The organism is Curtobacterium sp. LFS084 (genome assembly GCF_047977705.1).
Lineage (GTDB): Bacteria > Actinomycetota > Actinomycetes > Actinomycetales > Microbacteriaceae > Curtobacterium.
In genome coordinates this window covers 1-17,153 of record NZ_JBFPFM010000054.1, presented here as the reverse complement: position 1 = coordinate 17,153, position 17,153 = coordinate 1, and the positions used below count along the sequence as shown (strand labels likewise).

Sequence of the window (17,153 nt, the reverse complement as noted above, 5' to 3'; positions counted from 1 at the left end):
CCGCCGGCCCCGCACCGGCCGCGGCAGCACCCGCACCGGCCGCCACCAGCTCCGCACCGGCCGCCTCCGCACCCGCGCCGGGAGCCGAGGCAGCGGCCCCCGACCGCACCGGCACGAGCACCGCCACCGCCGTTACCACCCCGGCCACGAGCACCACCCACCGGATCCACGGCTGCCACCCCGACGCCGCCGTCAGCAGGTGCCACTGCCACACCACGGTCACGACCACGGCGAGCGCAGCCGTCCCGCGCCACCACCACGACGAGCGCCGCTCCCACAGCACCCCGGCGCCGATGCCCACGAGTCCGGCGATGTACGGGGCGAGGGCCACCGTGTAGTACGGGTGGAAGATCCCGCCCATGAAGCTGAAGACCAGCCCGGTCAGGAGCAGCGCACCGCCGAGCGCGAGGACGGTCGCCAGCCGCGGCGAGGTCCGCTGCCGGAAGCCGATCGCGACGAGGGCGGCGACGAGCAGGACGAGCGCGGTGGGCAGCAGCCAGGTGATCTGTCCCGCGAACTCCGAGCCGAACAGCCGGAGGATCCCGGTGGCACCCCAGGAGCCGGCGCCGGCGGTCCCGCCACCGCCGGTCACGCTGCCGGTCTCGTCGCCGGTGACCCGACCGAGGCCGTTGTAGCCGAAGGTGAGCTCGAGGAACGAGTTCGTCTGCGATCCCCCGACGTACGGGCGGGACGACGAGGGCACCAGTTCCACGACGGCGACCCACCAGCCGCCGGCGACGACCACGGCGAGGGCGGCCCAGAGCAGGTGCACGACGCGCTTCACGAACGGCAGCGACGAGCAGTACAGGTACACGCCGACGAGGACGGGCAGGATCAGGAAGCCCTGCAGCTGCTTCGTGAGGAAGGCGAACCCGACGGCGACACCAGCCCAGACCACGTACCGCAGCTTCCCGGTGTCGACGCCGCGCAGGACGAGCCAGAGCGACAGCACCATGAGCAGGGTGAGGAGCGCGTCCGGGTTGTTGAAGCGGAACATCAGGGTGGCGACGGGGGTCGTGGCGAGTGCGGCTCCGGCGGTGAGCGCCGCTCCGGCGGAGAAGCGTCGGCGGACGATCGCGTACAGCAGCGCGACGGTTGCGACCCCCATCAGCGCCTCGGGGACGAGGATCGCCCACGAGTTCAGGCCGAACAGCCGGACCGACAGCTCCATGACCCAGAGGAACGCCGGCGGCTTGTCGACGGTGATCGAGTTGCCGGCGTCCGAGGACCCGTAGAAGAAGGCCTCCCAGCTCTGGCTCCCGGCCTGGACGGCGGCCGAGTAGAACGCGTTCGCGTACCCGTTGACGCCGAGGTTCACCAGGTACAGCACGCCCGTGGCGAGGAGCAGCCCGAAGAAGGCGGGACGTTCCCAGCGTGCTCGCTGGACGGCGGGTGTGCGGGAGGTGCGACTCATGGGTCCAGGGTCACCGGACCGGCTTTCGGCATCCGTTGCTGCCGCTGTGGAAGAGCCGGGAGGCGCGGCGGACGTCCGCCAGGTCGGGTTCCGGAACCCTTCGGCGCGCGTCTGCCTGCCGTTCGCCTGTGCGACACCGCAGCTTCGTAGCGTCCCGGGCATGCGCTCCACCGGTTCCGTCGTCGCGGTCGTCCCGGCCCGTGCGGGTTCGAAGGGCATCCCGGGCAAGAACCTCCGCCAGGTCGCCGGGCGATCACTGGTGCGCCGCGCCGTCGAGGCCGCGCTCGCGAGCCCGACGATCGACGCCGTCGTGGTCTCGACCGACGGTGACGCCATCGCGGCCGAGGCCGCGTCCGCCGGCGCCCGGGTGGTCCGCCGCCCGCCGGAGCTGGCCGGTGACGAGGCCTCGTCGGAGTCGGCGGTGCTGCACGTCCTCGACGAGCTCGCGGCCGCGGGCGAGGAGCCCGAGGTCGTCGTGTTCGTGCAGGCGACCTCGCCGTTCATCGACCCGGCCGACCTCGACGCCGCAGTCACCCGGGTCCGGGACGGGCACGCCGACGCGGTGTTCGCCGCCGCACCCTCGCACGCCTTCCTCTGGCGCGTCGACGACGACGGCACCGCCCGCGCCGTGAACCACGAGCAGGCGGTCCGCCCCCGCCGGCAGGACCGCGCCCCGGAGTTCCGTGAGACGGGCGCCTTCTACGTCTTCCGCGCGACCGGCTTCCGCGAGCACCGGCACCGGTTCCACGGCCGGGTCGAACTCGTCGTCGTGGACGGTGCGGGCGCCATCGACGTCGACGAGCCGGCGGACCTCGCCCTCGCCTCCGCCCTCGCGACCCGGCTGGACCGGCCGACGAGCACGAGCCGCTCCACCGAGCACGCACCCGACCCCCGTCCGGCGACCGCGCCGCACGTCCCCGCACCGAACGGAGCACCATGACCGTCACCATCGGCACGTCCACGATCGGCGCGGGCCACCCCGCGTACCTCATCGGCGAGATCGGCCTGAACCACAACGGCGACGTCGACATCGCCAAGCGGCTCATCGACGTCGCGGCCGACGCCGGGCTGCAGGCGGTGAAGTTCCAGAAGCGCACGCCGGAGATCGCGACGCCGGAGCACATGAAGCAGACGCCCCGCAGCACACCGTGGGGCGAGATGACGTACCTCGAGTACCGGTACCGCGTCGAGTTCGACCGCGACCAGTACATCGAGATCGGGGACCACGCGACGCTCCGGGGGCTCGACTGGTTCGCCTCGCCGTGGGACGAGCCGTCGGTCGCGTTCCTCGAGGACCTGAACGTGGTCGCGTACAAGATCGCCTCGGCGTCGGTGACGGACCTCGGTCTCCTCGCCGAGGTCGCCGCGACCGGCAAGCCCGTGATCCTGTCGACCGGCATGTCGACGCTCGAGCAGATCGACCGCGCCGTCGACGCCCTCGGCACCGAGCGCCTCGTGCTCATGCACGCGACGTCGACGTACCCGCTCCCCGCCGAGGAGGCGAACCTGCGGATGATCGACACCCTCGCGACCCGGTACGCGGGGGTCCCGGTCGGGTACTCGGGGCACGAGCCGGGCCTGCAGATCTCCATCGCCGCCGTCGCTCTCGGCGCCACCGCCCTCGAGCGCCACATCACGCTCGACCGGACGATGTGGGGCTCGGACCACGCTGCCTCGCTCGAGCCGCACGGGCTGCAGACCCTGGCGCGCGACGTCCGCATCATCGAGACCGCACTCGGCGACGGGGTCAAGCGGGTCATGCCGGGCGAGCGGGCACCGCTCGCGAAGCTGCGCCGCGTCGGAGCGTGACCGGCGACGCCCTGGACGCGACCGGCGACGGACGCGGGGCGACGGGCGGACGGGAGGCGCGCCTCCCGTCCGCCGGATCGCCGCGCGTCCGTCGGGTGGTCGGCCTGGTCGACACCGACTCGTTCGCGAAGTGGGGCGCCCACCTGCTCGCCGCCGCACCCGCGCACTGGGAGCTGGAACTCGTCACGGTTGCGACGCCGCGATCCGCGAGCCCGGCGCAGCTGCGGTCCGCGTTCCGGGGGCTCGACCACCGGCTGGCGCACCTCGCGGCGACACCGCCGGAGCCGCTCGACGTCGACGCGATCGTCGAGCGACTCCGCACCGACCCGCCGGACGCGGTCCTGGTGTCCCTGATCGGACCGGTCGCCGAACTCGTCATCGAGGAGGTCCACCGTCGGGTGCCGCGGCGGCCCGTCCTCGTGACGGGGCTGCCGGGCATCTCGTACCCGGCGAAGTGGAAGGGCGTGTTCTTCCGGGCGCGCGCCGACCTGTTCGTGCTGCACAGCCACCGCGAGGTCCGGGCGTACGAGGAGCTCGCGGCCGAGGGCGGCGTCGAGCCGCACTTCGCGCTCGCGACGCTGCCGTTCGCGCGGCCGGCGGCGGCGGTCGGGGGCGCAACCGTCGGGTCGCCGCCCCGCGACGCCGTCGTCTTCGCTGCGCAGCCGAGCGTCCCCGCCGGGCGGGCCGACCGCGAGCGTGTCGTCGGGTGGCTCGCCGAGACCGCGCGCCGACACCCGGAGTGGCGGGTGGTGATCAAGGTCCGGGCCGGCGCCGGCGAACACCAGACGCACCGTGAGCAGGACCCGTACCCGGACCTCGTGCCCGCGGACGCCCCGGCGAACCTCGTGGTCGAGAGCGGGCCGATGTCGGTCCATCTCGACCGCGCGGTGGCCCTCGTGACGATCAGCTCGACGGCCGTGCTCGAGGCGGCGGCCCGGGCCATCCCCGCCCTCACCCTGACCGACTTCGGCATCGGCCGGCACCTCATCAACGAGGTGTTCGTGGGCAGCGGCCTCGAGGGCGACGCGATCGACCTCGTGGACGGCCGGTTCGGGACGGTCCGGCCCGCGTGGATGCACGACAACCACTTCCACCCGGAGTCCGAGAACGACTGGGCGGAGCGGGCCGAGCGGCTCATGGCGTCACGCGACGCCGGGGTGCTGCGCGATCGGCCGGCCGCGCGCCGGAGCCGGGGCGGTGTGCTCCGCCGGGCCTGGGAGCGCAAGAACGCCCTCGGGTCGGACGATCGCAGTGTGCTCGGAGCCGTCGCCCTGGCGATCGGGGCGCCGGTGCGGGCGCTGAAGCGGGTGCTGCGGCAGGGACGCCGACTGCTGCGTCCGGCGGAGCCGCCGGTGCTGCTCGCGCCGACGAGCCAGCGCGGGGAGGCGCCGGATCGACTCGGAGACCGGCCGCCCGGAGCTGCGTCGCGCGTGGGCGGGTCAGATCGCCTTGGCGATCGCGAGGAGCAGCTGGTCCCGGGTCGGGACGCCGGGTGAACGGAAGACCTCGGCTCCGTCGTCCCGCCGCACGATGATCGTGGGGGTCGACCGGATGCCGAGGTCCTCTGCCTGGTCGGGGTGGTTCGCCACGTCCCGCTCCGTGACGTGCAGCCCGGGGACGAGCTCGGACGCCTCGGCCGACACCCGGCGGGCGGCGGCGCACGGGGCGCAGAACGAGGAGGTCCAGAGGTCGAGCTGCATGGAGTCCTGCAACGCGGGCGGGCGGGGTTCTACTCCCGCCGCGTGGAGCGGGGTGCCGCGGTGCGTGATGTCCGCCGCGCGCCGCGGCGCCGTCGGTTACTCGCGGTCGAACTCGCCGCTGCGGTCCCCGCGGTCGGCGAGGTCGTCGACCGGGTCGGACTCGCCCGGCACGTACTCGAACTCGGCCGAGGTCTGGTCGAGCACCTGGCGCGACTTCGTCATGCGGTAGGTGAACGCGGTCTGGAGGCCCTCGACGTCGGCGAACACCGTGACCTCGTCGTCCAGCGCGTCGCTCGTGGCCGTGCGGGTGTCGGTCGTGCCGTCGAAGGGTCCGCCGTGGAAGATCGCGGTGTACTCGTCGCCTTCGTGGATGGTGATGTCGCTCATGCATCCCTTCTACCAGGGGCCGCCTGTTGACGACTTCATAGCTTCGCTATATAGTTTTGCTATGGAATCACCGCGCGAGCAGACGATCGAGACGCTCCTCGTCTCCGTCAACCGCCTGATCCGCACCGCAGCGCAGGCGACGGGGAACACCACCTCCTCCGCCGTCTGGCGCACGCTCGGCATCCTCGAGACCGACCAGCCGCTCCGCCTCGGCGAGCTCGCGGCCGCCTCCCGCGTCGCGCAGCCGACGATGACGAGGCTCGTCGCCGGCATGCTCGCCGACGGCCTCGTGACCCGCACCGTCGACCCGGACGACTCGCGCGGGCAGCTCATCGAGCTCACCGAGGCCGGCCACGAACGGCTGGTGTCCTGGCGGGTCACCCTCACCCGGACGGTCGGCCCGCTCTTCGCCGACCTGACCGAGGACGAGTGGGACACCCTGCACGACGCCGTCGAGATCATCGCCTCCCGCACCTCCACCGCCACCAGAACGGAGACCCACGCGTGAACGCCCACGCACCCGCCGGACAGTCCGGCAGCATCCTCAAGCAGTCGTCAGCGGTCTGGGCGATCGCCTTCGCCTGCGTCGTCGCCTTCATGGGCATCGGGCTCGTCGACCCGATCCTCCCCGCGATCGCCTCGTCGCTGCGGGCCACCGCCGCCCAGACCGAGCTGCTCTTCACGAGCTACCTCGCCGTCACCGGTGTCGCGATGTTCTTCACCAGCTGGGTCTCAAGCCGCATCGGTGCGAAGAACACCCTGCTCATCGGCCTCGCGCTCATCGTGCTGTTCTCGGTGCTCGCGGCGACGTCGAACAGCGTGTGGACGATCATCGACTTCCGCGCCGGATGGGGCCTCGGGAACGCGCTCTTCATCTCCACCGCCCTCGCGACGATCGTCGGTGCAGCCTCGGGCGGCACCGCGTCCGCGATCATCCTGTACGAGGCGGCACTCGGCCTCGGCATCGCGGTCGGCCCGCTCGTCGGCGGCCTGCTCGGCTCGGTGAGCTGGCGCGGCCCGTTCTTCGGTGTCACCACTCTCATGGCGATCGCGTTCATCGCCATCGTCACGCTCCTGAAGTCCTCGGGCCTCGAGAAGCCCACCCCGACGAAGCTCTCCGCACCGTTCCGCGCGCTCGGTCGTCCGGCACTCGCCGCCCTCGCCGTCACCGCGCTCTTCTACAACATCGGCTTCTTCGTCCTGCTGGCGTACACGCCCTTCCCGCTCGGCTTCGGCGCGCTCGGCATCGGCTTCACGTTCTTCGGCTGGGGCGTGGGCCTCGCGATCACCTCGGTCTGGGTCGCCCCGATGCTCACCGCCCGACTCCGCCGCACCACCGTGCTGAAGATCGCGCTCCCGCTGCTCGCGCTCGACCTGTTCGCCGCCGCCGTGGTCGTGCACTCGCAGGTCGGCCTGGTCATCTCGGTCATCGTCGGCGGTCTGGTGCTCGGTGTCCTCAACACCGTCCTCACCGAGTGCGTCATGGAGGCCACCGACCTCCCCCGCTCCGTCGCGTCGAGCGCCTACTCGGCCGTGCGCTTCATCGGCGGCGCGATCGCCCCACCCGTGGCCACGCTGCTCGCCGACCGCTTCGCCCCGTCCGCCGCGTACGTCTTCGCGGGGCTGTCCGTCGCCGTCGCGTTCGTCGTGGTCGTGTGCACCACGCGCGTGCTGCGCCGGGTGGACGACGGCGCCGAGCCGGAGCGCGTCGAGGCCGAGGCCATCGGCGCCGGCGAGATGGCCTAGCCCGGGGCCCGCTCGTCCCCTTCCGCCCGCTCGCGCTTCCCCCGCGCGAGCGGGCGAAACACGTCTCACTCCCGGTCGACACCCGCCTGGTTCCGCCCGCTCGCACCACCCCCGCGCGAGCGGGCGAAACACGTCCCGGTCACGCCCCGCACCCGCCACATCCCGCCCGCTCGCGCCACCGCCGCGCGAGCGAGCGAAACACGTCCCGCTCACGCCCCGCACACACCACATTCCGCCCGCTCGCGCCACCGCCGCGCGAGCGGGCGAAACACGTCCCGCTCACGCCCCGCACCCACCACATCCCGCCCGCTCGCGCCTCCCCCGCGCGAGCGGGCGGAAGTCGTCGTGGCGACCGCGGGCACGCGACCGGATTCGCCCGTTGGCCAGCTGCGCCCGTCCGCAGGGTGACCGCCTGGAGGCGCGACACGGTCCCGAGGGGCCGGCCCGCGCCTCCAGGCAGTCGCCCTCAACCCACCGGAGGGCGCGATCGGGCGGAACACGTTCGGCTTGCGCCCCTCGCGCTGCACCAATCGCCCGCTCGCGCGGAGCGCGCGACGATCGGGCGGAACACGTTCGGCGTGCGCCCCTCGCGCTGCACCGATCGTCCGCTCGCGCGGAGCGCGCAGCGAGCGGGCGGAACACGTTCCGCGCCCGCCGAGAGCGCCGCACAATCCGCCCGCTCAGCGCTCCTCGCCCGCCCGCCCGCCCGGGCAGCCCACCCGGCGAGCGGGCGGGAAACGTCCCGGTCGTGCCGCGAGCGTTGCAGACATCGCCCGCTCGCGAGCGCGCCAGCCAGCACGCGATCGCCCGCGCGCGCCACCGAGCACCCGAGCGAGCACCCCAGCACCCCGGCACCCCAGCACCCGAGCGACCCCCCGAGCGCCAGCCCGTACTCCCACCCGGCATCGGGCCCCGCGCCACCGCGGAATAGGATCGACACCATGGCAACTGCGAACGACCGCCTCGTCTGGATCGACTGCGAGATGACGGGCCTCGACCTCGAGGTCGACGAACTCGTCGAGGTGGCCGTCGTCGTCACCGACTTCGACCTCGTCCCCGTGCACCCCGGCTTCGACATCGTGATCAAGCCCGACCAGTCGGCGCTCGACAACATGAACGAGTTCGTCACGAACATGCACACCACCTCGGGGCTGCTCGAGGAGATCCCGAACGGTGTGAGCCTCGCGGACGCCGAGTACCAGGTGCTCGAGTACATCCTCGAGCACGTCCCCGCCGAGGGTTCCGCTCCCCTCGCAGGCAACACGATCGGCACCGACCGCTCGTTCCTGTCGAAGTACATGCCCCGCATCGACGGCCACCTGCACTACCGCAGCGTCGACGTCTCGAGCATCAAGGAGCTCTGCCGCCGCTGGTTCCCGCGCGTGTACTTCAACGCCCCCGAGAAGCACGGCGGGCACCGGGCGCTCGCGGACATCCTCGAGTCCATCCGCGAGCTCGAGTACTACCGCCGCGCGGGCTTCGTCGCCGAGCCCGGCCCCTCCTCGGAGGACGTCAAGGCGGTCGCGAACGAGGTCGTCACCAAGTGGGAGCCGCGGCTCGCGCAGTAGGACACGCCGCCTCCGGCGCGTCCAGGAGGCGCAGCTCGCCTCACGTGGTCCGACCCGCCTCCGGCATGTACTACTATTGAGTGGTCGCGCCGGTCGCCCGGTGTGCACATGGTGGATATAGCTCAGTTGGTAGAGCGCCTGGTTGTGGTCTAGGAGGTCGCGGGTTCGAGACCCGTTATTCACCCCAGTCGAGGGAGAGTCCTGTTGCGTGAGACGCAACCGGGGCTCTCCCTCAGTGTTTGTCTGCGCCTCCGGCGCCGTGCGGCTTCGCCGAGGGTGGTCAGCGCGCCGATCGGCTTCGCCGCGGGCGGGCAGCACGGCCCGGGTGCGGGCGGGCACGGCGCCACCCGGCCTGGCCGCGGGCGGTCAGCGCGCTGGACGGCCTCGCCGCGGACGGCCAGCACGCCGTGAGACGATCGGCGGCGTGATGGAGATGTCCGCCGATGCCTTCGAGCAGCTCGTGACCGACGAGCTCGACCTGCTCCCCGACGAGATGGTCGACGGACTCGACAACGTAGTGTTCGTCGTCGAGGACGAACCGGAGGACGGCGAAGAGCTCTTCGGCGTGTACGACGGCGTCGCGGCGACCGAGCGCGGCCAGTACGGCTTCGGCGAGCTGCCCGACCGGATCGTGGTGTTCCGGAAGCAGCACCTCGCCGAGTGCGACACGCTCGAGGAACTCAAGGACGAGGTGCACACCACGCTCGTGCACGAGATCGGGCACTTCTACGGCATCGACGACGAGCGCCTGCACGAGCTCGGCTGGGCGTAGCCGCCGCTCCCGCGCCCGAGTCTCGGCTCCGCGGACAGTTTCGCGGCGCGGCGGCCGCGAAACCGTCCGCCGAGCCGAGTCTCGGGGCTGCGGGGCCCGCCCCGCGCGACACGACGGGCGGGGCCCACCCCGGGCGGCACGACGGGCGGGTGCGGGCACCGTCGCGGTTCGACGCGACGATGCCCGCTGCGAGGTCGGGGAATCAGGTCCCGGCCTCACGGCTCCGCCCGTTCACTCGGTGCCCCGTCGGGGCCGGGCGGAGGTCGAGATGGTCGTCAATGACCGGATCCGAGGGTGCCGGCGAGGCGGCCGTGGAACGCCCGGCTGGCGTCGTTCATCCCACGGATCTCGACGCGCTTGCCGTGCTGGTGGTACTTCGTCTCGATCGCGTCGAGGGCGGCGACGGTGGAGGCGTCCCACACGTGCGACCTCGTCATGTCGATCACGACGAGATCCGGGTCGTCGATGTAGTCGAACTGGGTGGTGAGGTCGTTCGAGGAGGCGAAGAAGAGCTCACCCTCGACCGCGTACAGGGCATGCTGCGCGCCGTCCGGCAGCGTCTCGATGCTCCGCGACACGTTCGTGAAGTGGGAGACGCGGCGGGCGAAGACGACCATCGCGGCGACGACGCCGATGATGACGCCGATCGCGAGGTTGTCGGTGGCGACCACGATCACGACGGTGAGCACCATGACGATGGTCTCGCCGACAGGCATCCGCTTCAGGGTGGCAGGCCTGATGCTGTGCCAGTCGAAGGTGCCGACCGAGACCATCACCATGACGGCGACGAGGGCGGCCATCGGGATGATCGCGACGACGTCGCCGAGACCGAGCACCAGCACGAGCAGGAAGACTCCGGACAGGAAGGTCGAGATGCGCGTGCGGGCACCGGAGGCCTTCACGTTGATCATGGTCTGCCCGATCATCGCGCACCCGCCCATGCCACCGAACAGTCCGGAGGCGATGTTCGCGACGCCCTGGCCGAGGGCCTCTCGGGTCTTCCGGGAGCCGGTGTCGGTGACCTCGTCGACGAGCTTCGCCGTCATCAGCGACTCGAGGAGCCCGACCAGGGCCATCGCGAGTGCGTACGGGGCGATGATCGTGAGCGTCTCGAGGGTCAGCGGCACGTTCGGGATGAACAGGGTCGGCAGGCTGTCGGGGAGCCTGCCCTCGTCCCCGACGGTCGGGATCGCGATCGACGCGAACACGGTCACCAGGGTCAGGACGACGATCGCGACGAGCGGCGCGGGGATCGCCGTGGTGAACCGGGGCAGCAGGACGATGATCGCGATGCCGGCGGCGGCGATCGGCCACACCAGCCACGAGACGCCGATGATGTTCGGCAGCTGCGCGGTGAAGATGAGGATCGCGAGCGCGTTGACGAAGCCGACCATCACCGACCGGGGCACGAACCGCATCAGCTTCGCCGCTCCCAGCCCGCCGAGGATCAGCTGGAAGACCCCGCCGAGCAGGACGGTGGCGATGAGGTAGTCGAGGCCGTGCTCCTTGACGACCGGGGCGACGACGAGGGCGATCGCGCCGGTGGCACCGGTGATCATCGCGGCTCGGCCACCGACGAACGAGATGACGACGGCCATCACGAACGCCGAGAACAGGCCGACACGGGGGTCGACGCCGGCGATGATCGAGAACGAGATCGCCTCGGGGATCGGGGCGAGGGCGACGACGAGGCCGGCGAGGACCTCGCGGAGCAGGACCTTCGGGTTCCGCAGGGCGGACAGGACGGTGGGACTGGGGTGCGCCTGGACGGGCACGGACTGCGTGACGGTCGTCACGGTTCTCCTTCGGATGGTGGGGTGCGGGCGCTGCGCCCGCGAGAGCTGTTCGTGGGGCGCGTCATCGCGCACGGCCGGCGACGTCGAGGCGTGCGGCACATCTCAACTCTTCCGTCGCGGGAGAGTTGCTGTGGTTCGACTCTAACGCGACGGGAGGGTTGGTGCGCAAGACCGGGACTGCAGATCGCGCGGCGGTACGCTCGCCAGGACACGACGACGGCACGGAGGCTCCTGGCATGACGGACGACGCGGCACCGACCACGATGCACATCGGCGACCTCGCCGAACGCACCGGCCTGTCCCACCGCACGATCCGCCACTACGACGAGGTCGGTCTGCTCCGTCCCTCCGGTCGCTCCGAGGGCGGGTTCCGGCTGTACAACGACACGGACCTCGCTCGACTGCTCGTCATCCGCCGCATGAAGCCCCTCGGGTTCAGTCTCGAGCAGATGGCCGAGCTCCTGGCCGTCGTCGACGCCCTCGACCAGACCGACGACGACGCCGAACGAGCACGCCTCCGTGGCGAGCTCGACGCGTACGTCCGCGACACCGAGCTGCGCCGCGCGAAGCTGGAACAGCAGCTCGGCATGGCCGACGAGTTCCTCGGGATCCTCCGCAGTCGGTAGCCGCGGGCCGACCGCCCGAGTGGTGACCGGCCAGGAGGCGCGACGTGCGTCCGCAGGGCGGGTCGCGCCTCCTGGCCGGTGCGTCCGCACGCGCCGCACGGTGGGGTCGCGCGCGCAGGCGCGACGACGCGTACGATCCCACGCACCGCACGAGCGGCGAGCGATCGGGGAACGCGATGCGACTCATCACGGGGACGACACTCGTCGTGGCACTGGCGGCGGCAGCGCTGGTCGGTGTGGCGCCGCCGGCGACCGCGGTCGGTTCCGGGGCGATCACCGTGCAGCTCGCCTCGCCGGACGGCACCCCGATCCGCCTGGCGGACGTCGAGCTCGCGGCGATCGGCGTCGACGTCGTCGTCGGGAACGCCACCACCGACGACGACGGCACCGCGACGTTCACGGGCATCCCCGCACCGGACACCGTCACGGTGACGACACGGCAGCTGCCGCCGCGCGGAGCGGAGACGTACGCGCCCGGCCTCCGCGCGGGCATCGCGGTGCGCGGTGGTTCGACGGTCGCGGTCACCGTGCCGCTGGTGGTCGGCGCCACCGTGCAGGGCGGGGTGGTCGGACCCGACGGTCCGGCCGCCGGACGCCTGATGTACGCGTGGAACGAGGACACCTCGCAGGTGTTCCGCACGACCTCGGACGGCGCGGGCGAGTACCGGTTCGTCGGCCTGAGCACCGGGCTGTACCGCATCGAGGCGTACGCGAACGGGTTGGCCTCGCCCGCCGTCTGGAAGACCCGGGTGTACCAGCAGCGAGGGACGCTGCCGGCTTCCCAGGTGACGCTGTCACGGCACTACGCGCACAGCGACTACGACCTGCTCGTCTTCGCGACGTCCGGCACCTCGTCGGCACAGCTCAGCGGCGCACGCGTCACGGTGACCGACGTGGCGACCGGTGCGTCGTTCTCGACCCGGTTCTCGACGGTGCTCGACAGCGAGCAGACCGCGCAGTTCCAGATCCCCTCGGGGCAGTACGTGGTGGAGCTGCGGACGGCGGCGACGAGTGCGGCGCCGTCGCGGACACTGTGGCTCGGACGTCCGGGTGGCGGGTACCGGTACGTAGCCGACCGCGCGCAGGCCGTGCCCGTCCGGGTCGTGTTCGGCGGGTTCAACGGGTGGGGCGGGGCCGTCCCGGACGCCGCAGTGCGCTGAGCATCCGCGCCGAGGTTCCGCGCTGGCCGACACGTCACGGGCGCGTCCGGGCGTGCGGTGTCGCCCAGCCCGTGAAGTCGTCGCGCGGCGGCGGCGCGGGACGGGCGACAGCGCGGCAGGCGGGCGGCGCGGCGCCGAGCGGGAGGCACGGAGGCGCGGCGCGCTACGTCCGCAGCACCACGTCCGCGAGCTCCGCGGGCCGCTCGGCCGCGATGAACGCCGACTCCTGGGCTGCCCAGCGCTCCCACTCCCGGGCGAACACGTCGCCGTCGCGGCCGATCGCCCGGTCCCACCGGGTGCCGTCGTCGGCCTCGAGCCACACCCGGAGCGACGCCAGCGGCGCCGAACCGCGCGAGAGCGCACCGCACCCCTCGACGACGATCGGGCGCTCGGGGTCGACGGGTGCCCACTCCGCCGGCGAGGACGTCGCCCAGTCCCACCGCCGGTACCCCGACGGCTCCCCCAGGACGTCGGTCACCACGGCCCGAGCGGCGGCGGCCAGTCCGTCCCACCCCGGGTAGACGTCGTCGAGGTGCACGACCTCGGCGCCGAGCCGGTCGCCGAGCACGGTGCCGAGCGTCGTCTTCCCGGTGCCGGACCGCCCGTCGACGAGCACGACGAGCCGGGTGCCCGACGCGGTCGCGACCCCGGCTGCCGCGGCGGCGAGGCCCTCGACGAGCGAGTCCGCCGGACCGGCAGCGCCGGTAGCGCCGACAGCACCGGCCGCGTCCACGGCACCGGCCGCGCCGACAGCGCCGGCCGCCCCAACAGCGCCGTCCCTGCCGAGAGCGCCGTCCCCGCCGACAGCGCCGCGCTCAGGCACGCCAGGTCCCCGCCGCCACGGCGACCACGATCGACACGACCCCGACGCCGACGAGCACGCCGACCATCGCCCACTCCGGCCCCGCGAACCGGGCGGTCCGTGCCCACGTCCGCCGCCCGGGAGCGCCGAACCCGCGCGACTCCATCGCCACCGCCAGCGTCGTCGCCCGCCGCAGCGCGAGTACGAGCAGCGCGAACGCCATCGACGCGCCTCGCCGCAGCCGGCCGGTGTCCGCGACGCCCCGGGCACGACGGGCCATGCCGAGCTGTCGCCAGTCGTCTCCGAGGAGGGTCGTCATCCGGATCGCCGCCAGCGCCCCGAGCACGAACCGTGCGGGCAGCCGCAGCAGCTGCGCCAGCCCGTCCGCGAGGTCCGTCGGGTCCACCCGGACGAACAACGCCACCGCCGGCAGGCCGACCGCGAGCACACGCAACGCCGTCGCGAGCGCGAGCTCGAGGGACCCGTCGGTCACGTGGGCGAAGCCGAGGTCGAACCACTCGCGACCGGAGGCCCGCCCGTACAGCGCGATGCTCAGCGCGGTCAGGGGGACCGCGACGAGGACCGGCGATGTGCGGAGCACCAGGGTGCGCGGCGGGATCCGGAGCAGCGGGAGGAGCAGGAGTTCCAGGCCGAGCGCCACGGTCGCGGACACGACGTCGAGGCTCAGCACCAGACAGATCCCGAGCGCGAGGACGCCCAGCAGCGAGGCGACCGGCTGGACCCCGCGGACGCCACGGGCGCGCGTGGTGCCGTCGGGTGGGCCGGGAGGCGCGGCTCGTCCGGGCAGACCGGCTGCGGTGGGGTGCGTGGTCACCGGGACACCCCCGTGGCCGGCCCGTGCCCGCCGGGGACCGGCGCGGCGGGTGCTCCGCTCGCCGCCGTCACCCCGGTCGCGCCGAGCACGACCTCGTCGGCGTCGAGGGCGCGGACGAGGTCCTGGTCGTGGGTCACGGCGACGATCGCGGTGCCGGCGTCGGCCAGTCCGCCGAGGCGTTCGACCACGGCCTGCCACGTCGCCCGGTCCTGCCCGGACGTCGGCTCGTCGAGCACGACGACGGGCGGCCGCGAGGCGACGACCGTGCCGATCGCCAGCCGCCGCTGCTCGCCGCCGGACAGCGTGAACGGGTTGGCGTTCGCGAGGTGCGCGAGACCGAACGCGTCGAGCAGCTCGTCGACCCGCTCGTCGACGTCCGGTGCGCCGAGTGCCCGGGGGCCGACGGCGAGTTCCTCGCGGACGGTGCGGGCGACGAACTGGTGCTCGGGGTCCTGGAAGACCGTGCCGATCCGACCGGCCAGCTGCGTGCTCGTCCAGGCGGCGGGCGCGACGCCGATGCCGTCGGCGAGGGCCGTGCCCGCGCGGAGGGAGCCCGCGGCCGGGCGCAGGAGTCCGGCGAGCGTGAGGCCGAGCGTCGACTTGCCGACACCGTTCGGCCCGGTGACGGCGAGCACGCGTCCGGTCCGGACGTCGAGGTCGATCCCGCTCCCGACCGGCTGCCGCCGACCCCGGGCGGTCCCGAGCCCACGCGCCGCGAGCAGGACGGCGTCGCCCACGGGTGCGTCCGTGCCGCCGTCCGCTCCCGCCTCGTCGAACGGGCGGGATCCGCTCGGTCCCCCGGTGGCGACCGCGCCCGTTCCGCCCGTTCGCGGCGGCGTGCGGGTGCTCCGACGAGCCGAACCGCGCGCGGGCTCCGATCCCGGCACCCAGACGCCGGCGGCGGTGAGCGTCGGGCCGTGGGCGGCGAGGACATCCGCCGGCGCACCGTCGGCGACGACACCGCCGGCCGGTTCGAGCAGCACGAGCCGGTCGACCAGGTCCAGCCAGGTGCCGATCCGGTGTTCGACGACGAGCAGGGTCGCCCCGGTCTCGTCGAGGAGCGCCCGGACGGCGTCGTGGACCTGCACGACCCCGGCGGGGTCGAGGTTCGCGCACGGCTCGTCGAGCACGAGGGCTCCCGGGCGCATGGCGAGCACACCGGCGAGCGCGAGCCGCTGCCGCTGCCCACCGGACAGCATCGTGGTGGACCGGTCGAGCGGCAGGTCGAGGCCGACGACCTCGAGCGCGTGCCGGACGCGCTGCCAGGTCTCGTCGCGCGGGACCCCGGCGTTCTCGCAGCCGAACGCCACGTCGTCGCCGACCCGCGACATCACGGTGTGCGCCTCGGGGTCCTGCATGACGAGGCCGACGCGCCCGCGGACCGCACGGGGTTCGGCACCGTCGACGAGGACCGTTCCCCGGACCGAGGCGGCGGTGTCGTCGGTGGCGTCCGGTTCGTCCGGGAGCACGCCCGCGACGGCCCGCAGGAGCGTCGACTTGCCGGCGCCGGACGGGCCGACGACCGCGACCCGCTCCCCCGGTTCCACCCGGAGGTCGACGCCTCGGACGGCCCAGGCGTCACGTTCCGCGTACCGCCAGCCCCAGTCCTCGAAGGTGATCCGCGCGGCGGTGCTGGTCACGCGACGACGCGCGGACGGCGCCTGGCGTGCTCGCGACCGGCGGCGAAGGACGACAGGACGCCCGTCGCGGCGAGGGCGCGGACGAGGAACCACGAGCCGACGCCCGCGATGAGCGCACCCGAGACGATCGCCGAGACGACGTAGACGACCTTGAACGCGAGGTCGAGCCCGGGGTACCAGAGCATCGTGTCGTTGATGCCCAGGGCGAGGCCGGCCGCGGCCCCGGCGAGCACGACGACCGGCAGACGGTAGACGCGGTACAGGAAGAGGGCGAGCACCAGTTCGGCGCCGAGCCCCTGCACGAGGCCGGCCTCGAGGGTGAGGAACCCCCACTGCGTGCCGAGGAGTGCCTCGACCGAGGCGGCGACCACCTCGGCGTAGAGCGCGGCGCCCGGCTTCCGGACGATGATCGCGACGACGGGGCCGGCGAGCAGCCAGACGCCGCCGAACAGCGCCTGCGTGCCGGGCAGCACGAGCGCCATCACGGCGCTGATCGGCTCGTAGCCGAACTCCCAGAGCTTGAAGACGACACCGATCGCGACGGCGAGCACGCTCGCGACGACGATGTCGACGACGCGCCACCGCAATGAACGGGTGACGGTGGACGGTACTGCTGACGACGTGCCGATGGGCATCATTCGAGAACTCCTCCCTGCGCCGGCATGACCCGGATCAGGTTCGACGGTCGGAGCGCCACTCGCTCCCTCTCAGCCCGGCGGTCCCGGACTCCCGTGTGTGTCCCACCATCATAAACGCGTGCGCGACCGGGTGACGGATCGCGACCGCACGACGGACAGGAGGCGGGGGGGGGGGCCCCCCCCCCCCCCCCCGCCCGGAGGGCGGGCCCTCGTTTGGGCGCCGGCCCCCCTGGGGGGGGGCCGCCCCGGGGCCCCCAAGA

The 17,153-nt window shown here is 73.3% G+C and carries 17 protein-coding genes, 1 tRNA gene and 1 riboswitch; of the genes, 10 read left to right on the top strand and 8 right to left on the bottom strand.

Annotation, left to right across the window (positions count from 1 at the left end; translation table 11 throughout):
- Positions 1–1,414, bottom strand: a 1,414-nt coding sequence (locus tag ACNQOV_RS17195) for an ArnT family glycosyltransferase (RefSeq protein WP_416396071.1), incomplete at its 3' end; no start/stop codon positions are given.
- Positions 1,415–1,574: 160 nt separating this feature from the next.
- On the opposite strand from ACNQOV_RS17195, the gene ACNQOV_RS17190 reads away from it, so the two are divergent.
- From ACNQOV_RS17190 to ACNQOV_RS17180, 3 genes are read left to right on the top strand one after another with little or no spacing between them, the layout of a single operon-like run.
- The gene (locus tag ACNQOV_RS17190; RefSeq protein WP_416396069.1) at positions 1,575–2,354 is read left to right on the top strand and encodes a cytidylyltransferase domain-containing protein; all 780 of its coding nucleotides are present in this window, start codon (positions 1,575–1,577) and stop codon (positions 2,352–2,354) included.
- Positions 2,351–3,223, top strand: coding sequence for an N-acetylneuraminate synthase family protein (locus ACNQOV_RS17185; protein WP_022907440.1), 873 nt, complete (start codon positions 2,351–2,353; stop codon positions 3,221–3,223). The genes ACNQOV_RS17190 and ACNQOV_RS17185 overlap by 4 nt, the downstream gene beginning before the upstream one ends.
- Positions 3,220–4,719 carry a DUF6716 putative glycosyltransferase gene (locus tag ACNQOV_RS17180; protein WP_416396067.1) on the top strand — a complete coding sequence of 500 codons (1,500 nt, stop codon included), beginning with the start codon at positions 3,220–3,222 and terminating at the stop codon, positions 4,717–4,719. The genes ACNQOV_RS17185 and ACNQOV_RS17180 overlap by 4 nt, the downstream gene beginning before the upstream one ends.
- Here ACNQOV_RS17180 and ACNQOV_RS17175 read toward each other — a convergent pair.
- Together ACNQOV_RS17175 and ACNQOV_RS17170 are read right to left on the bottom strand one after the other, a co-directional pair.
- On the bottom strand, positions 4,663–4,923 hold the full coding sequence (locus ACNQOV_RS17175) for a thioredoxin family protein (RefSeq protein ID WP_022907438.1): 261 nt from the start codon (positions 4,921–4,923) through the stop codon (positions 4,663–4,665). The genes ACNQOV_RS17180 and ACNQOV_RS17175 overlap by 57 nt on opposite strands.
- A gap of 96 nt (positions 4,924–5,019) precedes the next feature.
- On the bottom strand, positions 5,020–5,310 hold the full coding sequence (locus ACNQOV_RS17170) for a hypothetical protein (protein WP_071295918.1): 291 nt from the start codon (positions 5,308–5,310) through the stop codon (positions 5,020–5,022).
- Between ACNQOV_RS17170 and ACNQOV_RS17165 the strand changes: the two genes are divergently transcribed.
- The 5 genes from ACNQOV_RS17165 (at position 5,300) to ACNQOV_RS17145 (ending at position 9,396) form a co-directional block, all read left to right on the top strand.
- Positions 5,300–5,818: a MarR family winged helix-turn-helix transcriptional regulator gene (locus tag ACNQOV_RS17165; protein ID WP_187290510.1), complete on the top strand. Its 519-nt coding sequence runs from the start codon at positions 5,300–5,302 to the stop codon at positions 5,816–5,818. The genes ACNQOV_RS17170 and ACNQOV_RS17165 overlap by 11 nt on opposite strands.
- The gene (locus ACNQOV_RS17160; RefSeq protein WP_022907435.1) at positions 5,815–7,056 is read left to right on the top strand and encodes an MFS transporter; all 1,242 of its coding nucleotides are present in this window, start codon (positions 5,815–5,817) and stop codon (positions 7,054–7,056) included. Before ACNQOV_RS17165 ends, ACNQOV_RS17160 begins: the two co-directional genes overlap by 4 nt.
- A gap of 941 nt (positions 7,057–7,997) precedes the next feature.
- Positions 7,998–8,624 carry an oligoribonuclease gene (orn, locus tag ACNQOV_RS17155; RefSeq protein ID WP_416396064.1) on the top strand — a complete coding sequence of 209 codons (627 nt, stop codon included), beginning with the start codon at positions 7,998–8,000 and terminating at the stop codon, positions 8,622–8,624.
- A gap of 111 nt (positions 8,625–8,735) precedes the next feature.
- Positions 8,736–8,811 (top strand) — tRNA-His (locus ACNQOV_RS17150).
- Positions 8,812–9,051: 240 nt separating this feature from the next.
- On the top strand, positions 9,052–9,396 hold the full coding sequence (locus ACNQOV_RS17145) for a metallopeptidase family protein (RefSeq protein WP_416396075.1): 345 nt from the start codon (positions 9,052–9,054) through the stop codon (positions 9,394–9,396).
- Positions 9,397–9,671: 275 nt separating this feature from the next.
- Here the strand turns inward: ACNQOV_RS17145 and ACNQOV_RS17140 are convergent, their stop codons facing one another.
- Positions 9,672–11,192: a SulP family inorganic anion transporter gene (locus tag ACNQOV_RS17140; protein ID WP_416396062.1), complete on the bottom strand. Its 1,521-nt coding sequence runs from the start codon at positions 11,190–11,192 to the stop codon at positions 9,672–9,674.
- A gap of 236 nt (positions 11,193–11,428) precedes the next feature.
- On the opposite strand from ACNQOV_RS17140, the gene ACNQOV_RS17135 reads away from it, so the two are divergent.
- On the top strand, positions 11,429–11,818 hold the full coding sequence (locus ACNQOV_RS17135) for a MerR family transcriptional regulator (RefSeq protein WP_416396060.1): 390 nt from the start codon (positions 11,429–11,431) through the stop codon (positions 11,816–11,818).
- A 176-nt stretch (positions 11,819–11,994) separates the two neighbouring features.
- Positions 11,995–12,978, top strand: a complete 984-nt coding sequence (locus ACNQOV_RS17130; RefSeq protein ID WP_416396058.1) for a carboxypeptidase-like regulatory domain-containing protein — start codon at positions 11,995–11,997, stop codon at positions 12,976–12,978.
- Positions 12,979–13,141: 163 nt separating this feature from the next.
- Here ACNQOV_RS17130 and ACNQOV_RS17125 read toward each other — a convergent pair whose 3' ends face one another.
- The 4 genes from ACNQOV_RS17125 to ACNQOV_RS17110 all read right to left on the bottom strand — a co-directional run bounded on the left by ACNQOV_RS17125 (position 13,142) and on the right by ACNQOV_RS17110 (position 16,890).
- Complete coding sequence (locus ACNQOV_RS17125; RefSeq protein ID WP_416405919.1) at positions 13,142–13,801, bottom strand: ATP-binding protein; 660 nt, start codon at positions 13,799–13,801, stop codon at positions 13,142–13,144.
- Positions 13,794–14,615: an energy-coupling factor transporter transmembrane component T family protein gene (locus tag ACNQOV_RS17120; RefSeq protein ID WP_416396054.1), complete on the bottom strand. Its 822-nt coding sequence runs from the start codon at positions 14,613–14,615 to the stop codon at positions 13,794–13,796. The genes ACNQOV_RS17125 and ACNQOV_RS17120 overlap by 8 nt, the downstream gene beginning before the upstream one ends.
- Positions 14,612–16,255 (bottom strand): ABC transporter ATP-binding protein, encoded by a 1,644-nt coding sequence (locus ACNQOV_RS17115; RefSeq protein WP_416396053.1) that lies wholly within the window; start codon positions 16,253–16,255, stop codon positions 14,612–14,614. The genes ACNQOV_RS17120 and ACNQOV_RS17115 overlap by 4 nt, the downstream gene beginning before the upstream one ends.
- Positions 16,252–16,890: an ECF transporter S component gene (locus ACNQOV_RS17110; protein ID WP_416396073.1), complete on the bottom strand. Its 639-nt coding sequence runs from the start codon at positions 16,888–16,890 to the stop codon at positions 16,252–16,254. Before ACNQOV_RS17110 ends, ACNQOV_RS17115 begins: the two co-directional genes overlap by 4 nt.
- Positions 16,888–16,997, bottom strand: a riboswitch (TPP riboswitch). (Overlaps the previous gene by 3 nt.)
- Positions 16,998–17,153: the final 156 nt, after the last annotated feature.

Excerpts from the sequence above, each read along its gene's own strand:
- ACNQOV_RS17145 (WP_416396075.1), top strand. The coding sequence starts at position 9,052 with ATGGAGATGTCCGCCGATGCCTTCGAGCAGCTCGTGACCGACGAGCTC.
- ACNQOV_RS17185 (WP_022907440.1), top strand. The coding sequence starts at position 2,351 with ATGACCGTCACCATCGGCACGTCCACGATCGGCGCGGGCCACCCCGCG.
- ACNQOV_RS17175 (WP_022907438.1), bottom strand. The coding sequence starts at position 4,923 with ATGCAGCTCGACCTCTGGACCTCCTCGTTCTGCGCCCCGTGCGCCGCC.
- ACNQOV_RS17130 (WP_416396058.1), top strand. The coding sequence starts at position 11,995 with ATGCGACTCATCACGGGGACGACACTCGTCGTGGCACTGGCGGCGGCA.
- ACNQOV_RS17135 (WP_416396060.1), top strand. The coding sequence starts at position 11,429 with ATGACGGACGACGCGGCACCGACCACGATGCACATCGGCGACCTCGCC.
- ACNQOV_RS17165 (WP_187290510.1), top strand. The coding sequence starts at position 5,300 with ATGTCGCTCATGCATCCCTTCTACCAGGGGCCGCCTGTTGACGACTTC.
- ACNQOV_RS17110 (WP_416396073.1), bottom strand. The coding sequence starts at position 16,890 with ATGCCCATCGGCACGTCGTCAGCAGTACCGTCCACCGTCACCCGTTCA.
- ACNQOV_RS17190 (WP_416396069.1), top strand. The coding sequence starts at position 1,575 with ATGCGCTCCACCGGTTCCGTCGTCGCGGTCGTCCCGGCCCGTGCGGGT.
- orn (WP_416396064.1), top strand. The coding sequence starts at position 7,998 with ATGGCAACTGCGAACGACCGCCTCGTCTGGATCGACTGCGAGATGACG.
- ACNQOV_RS17170 (WP_071295918.1), bottom strand. The coding sequence starts at position 5,310 with ATGAGCGACATCACCATCCACGAAGGCGACGAGTACACCGCGATCTTC.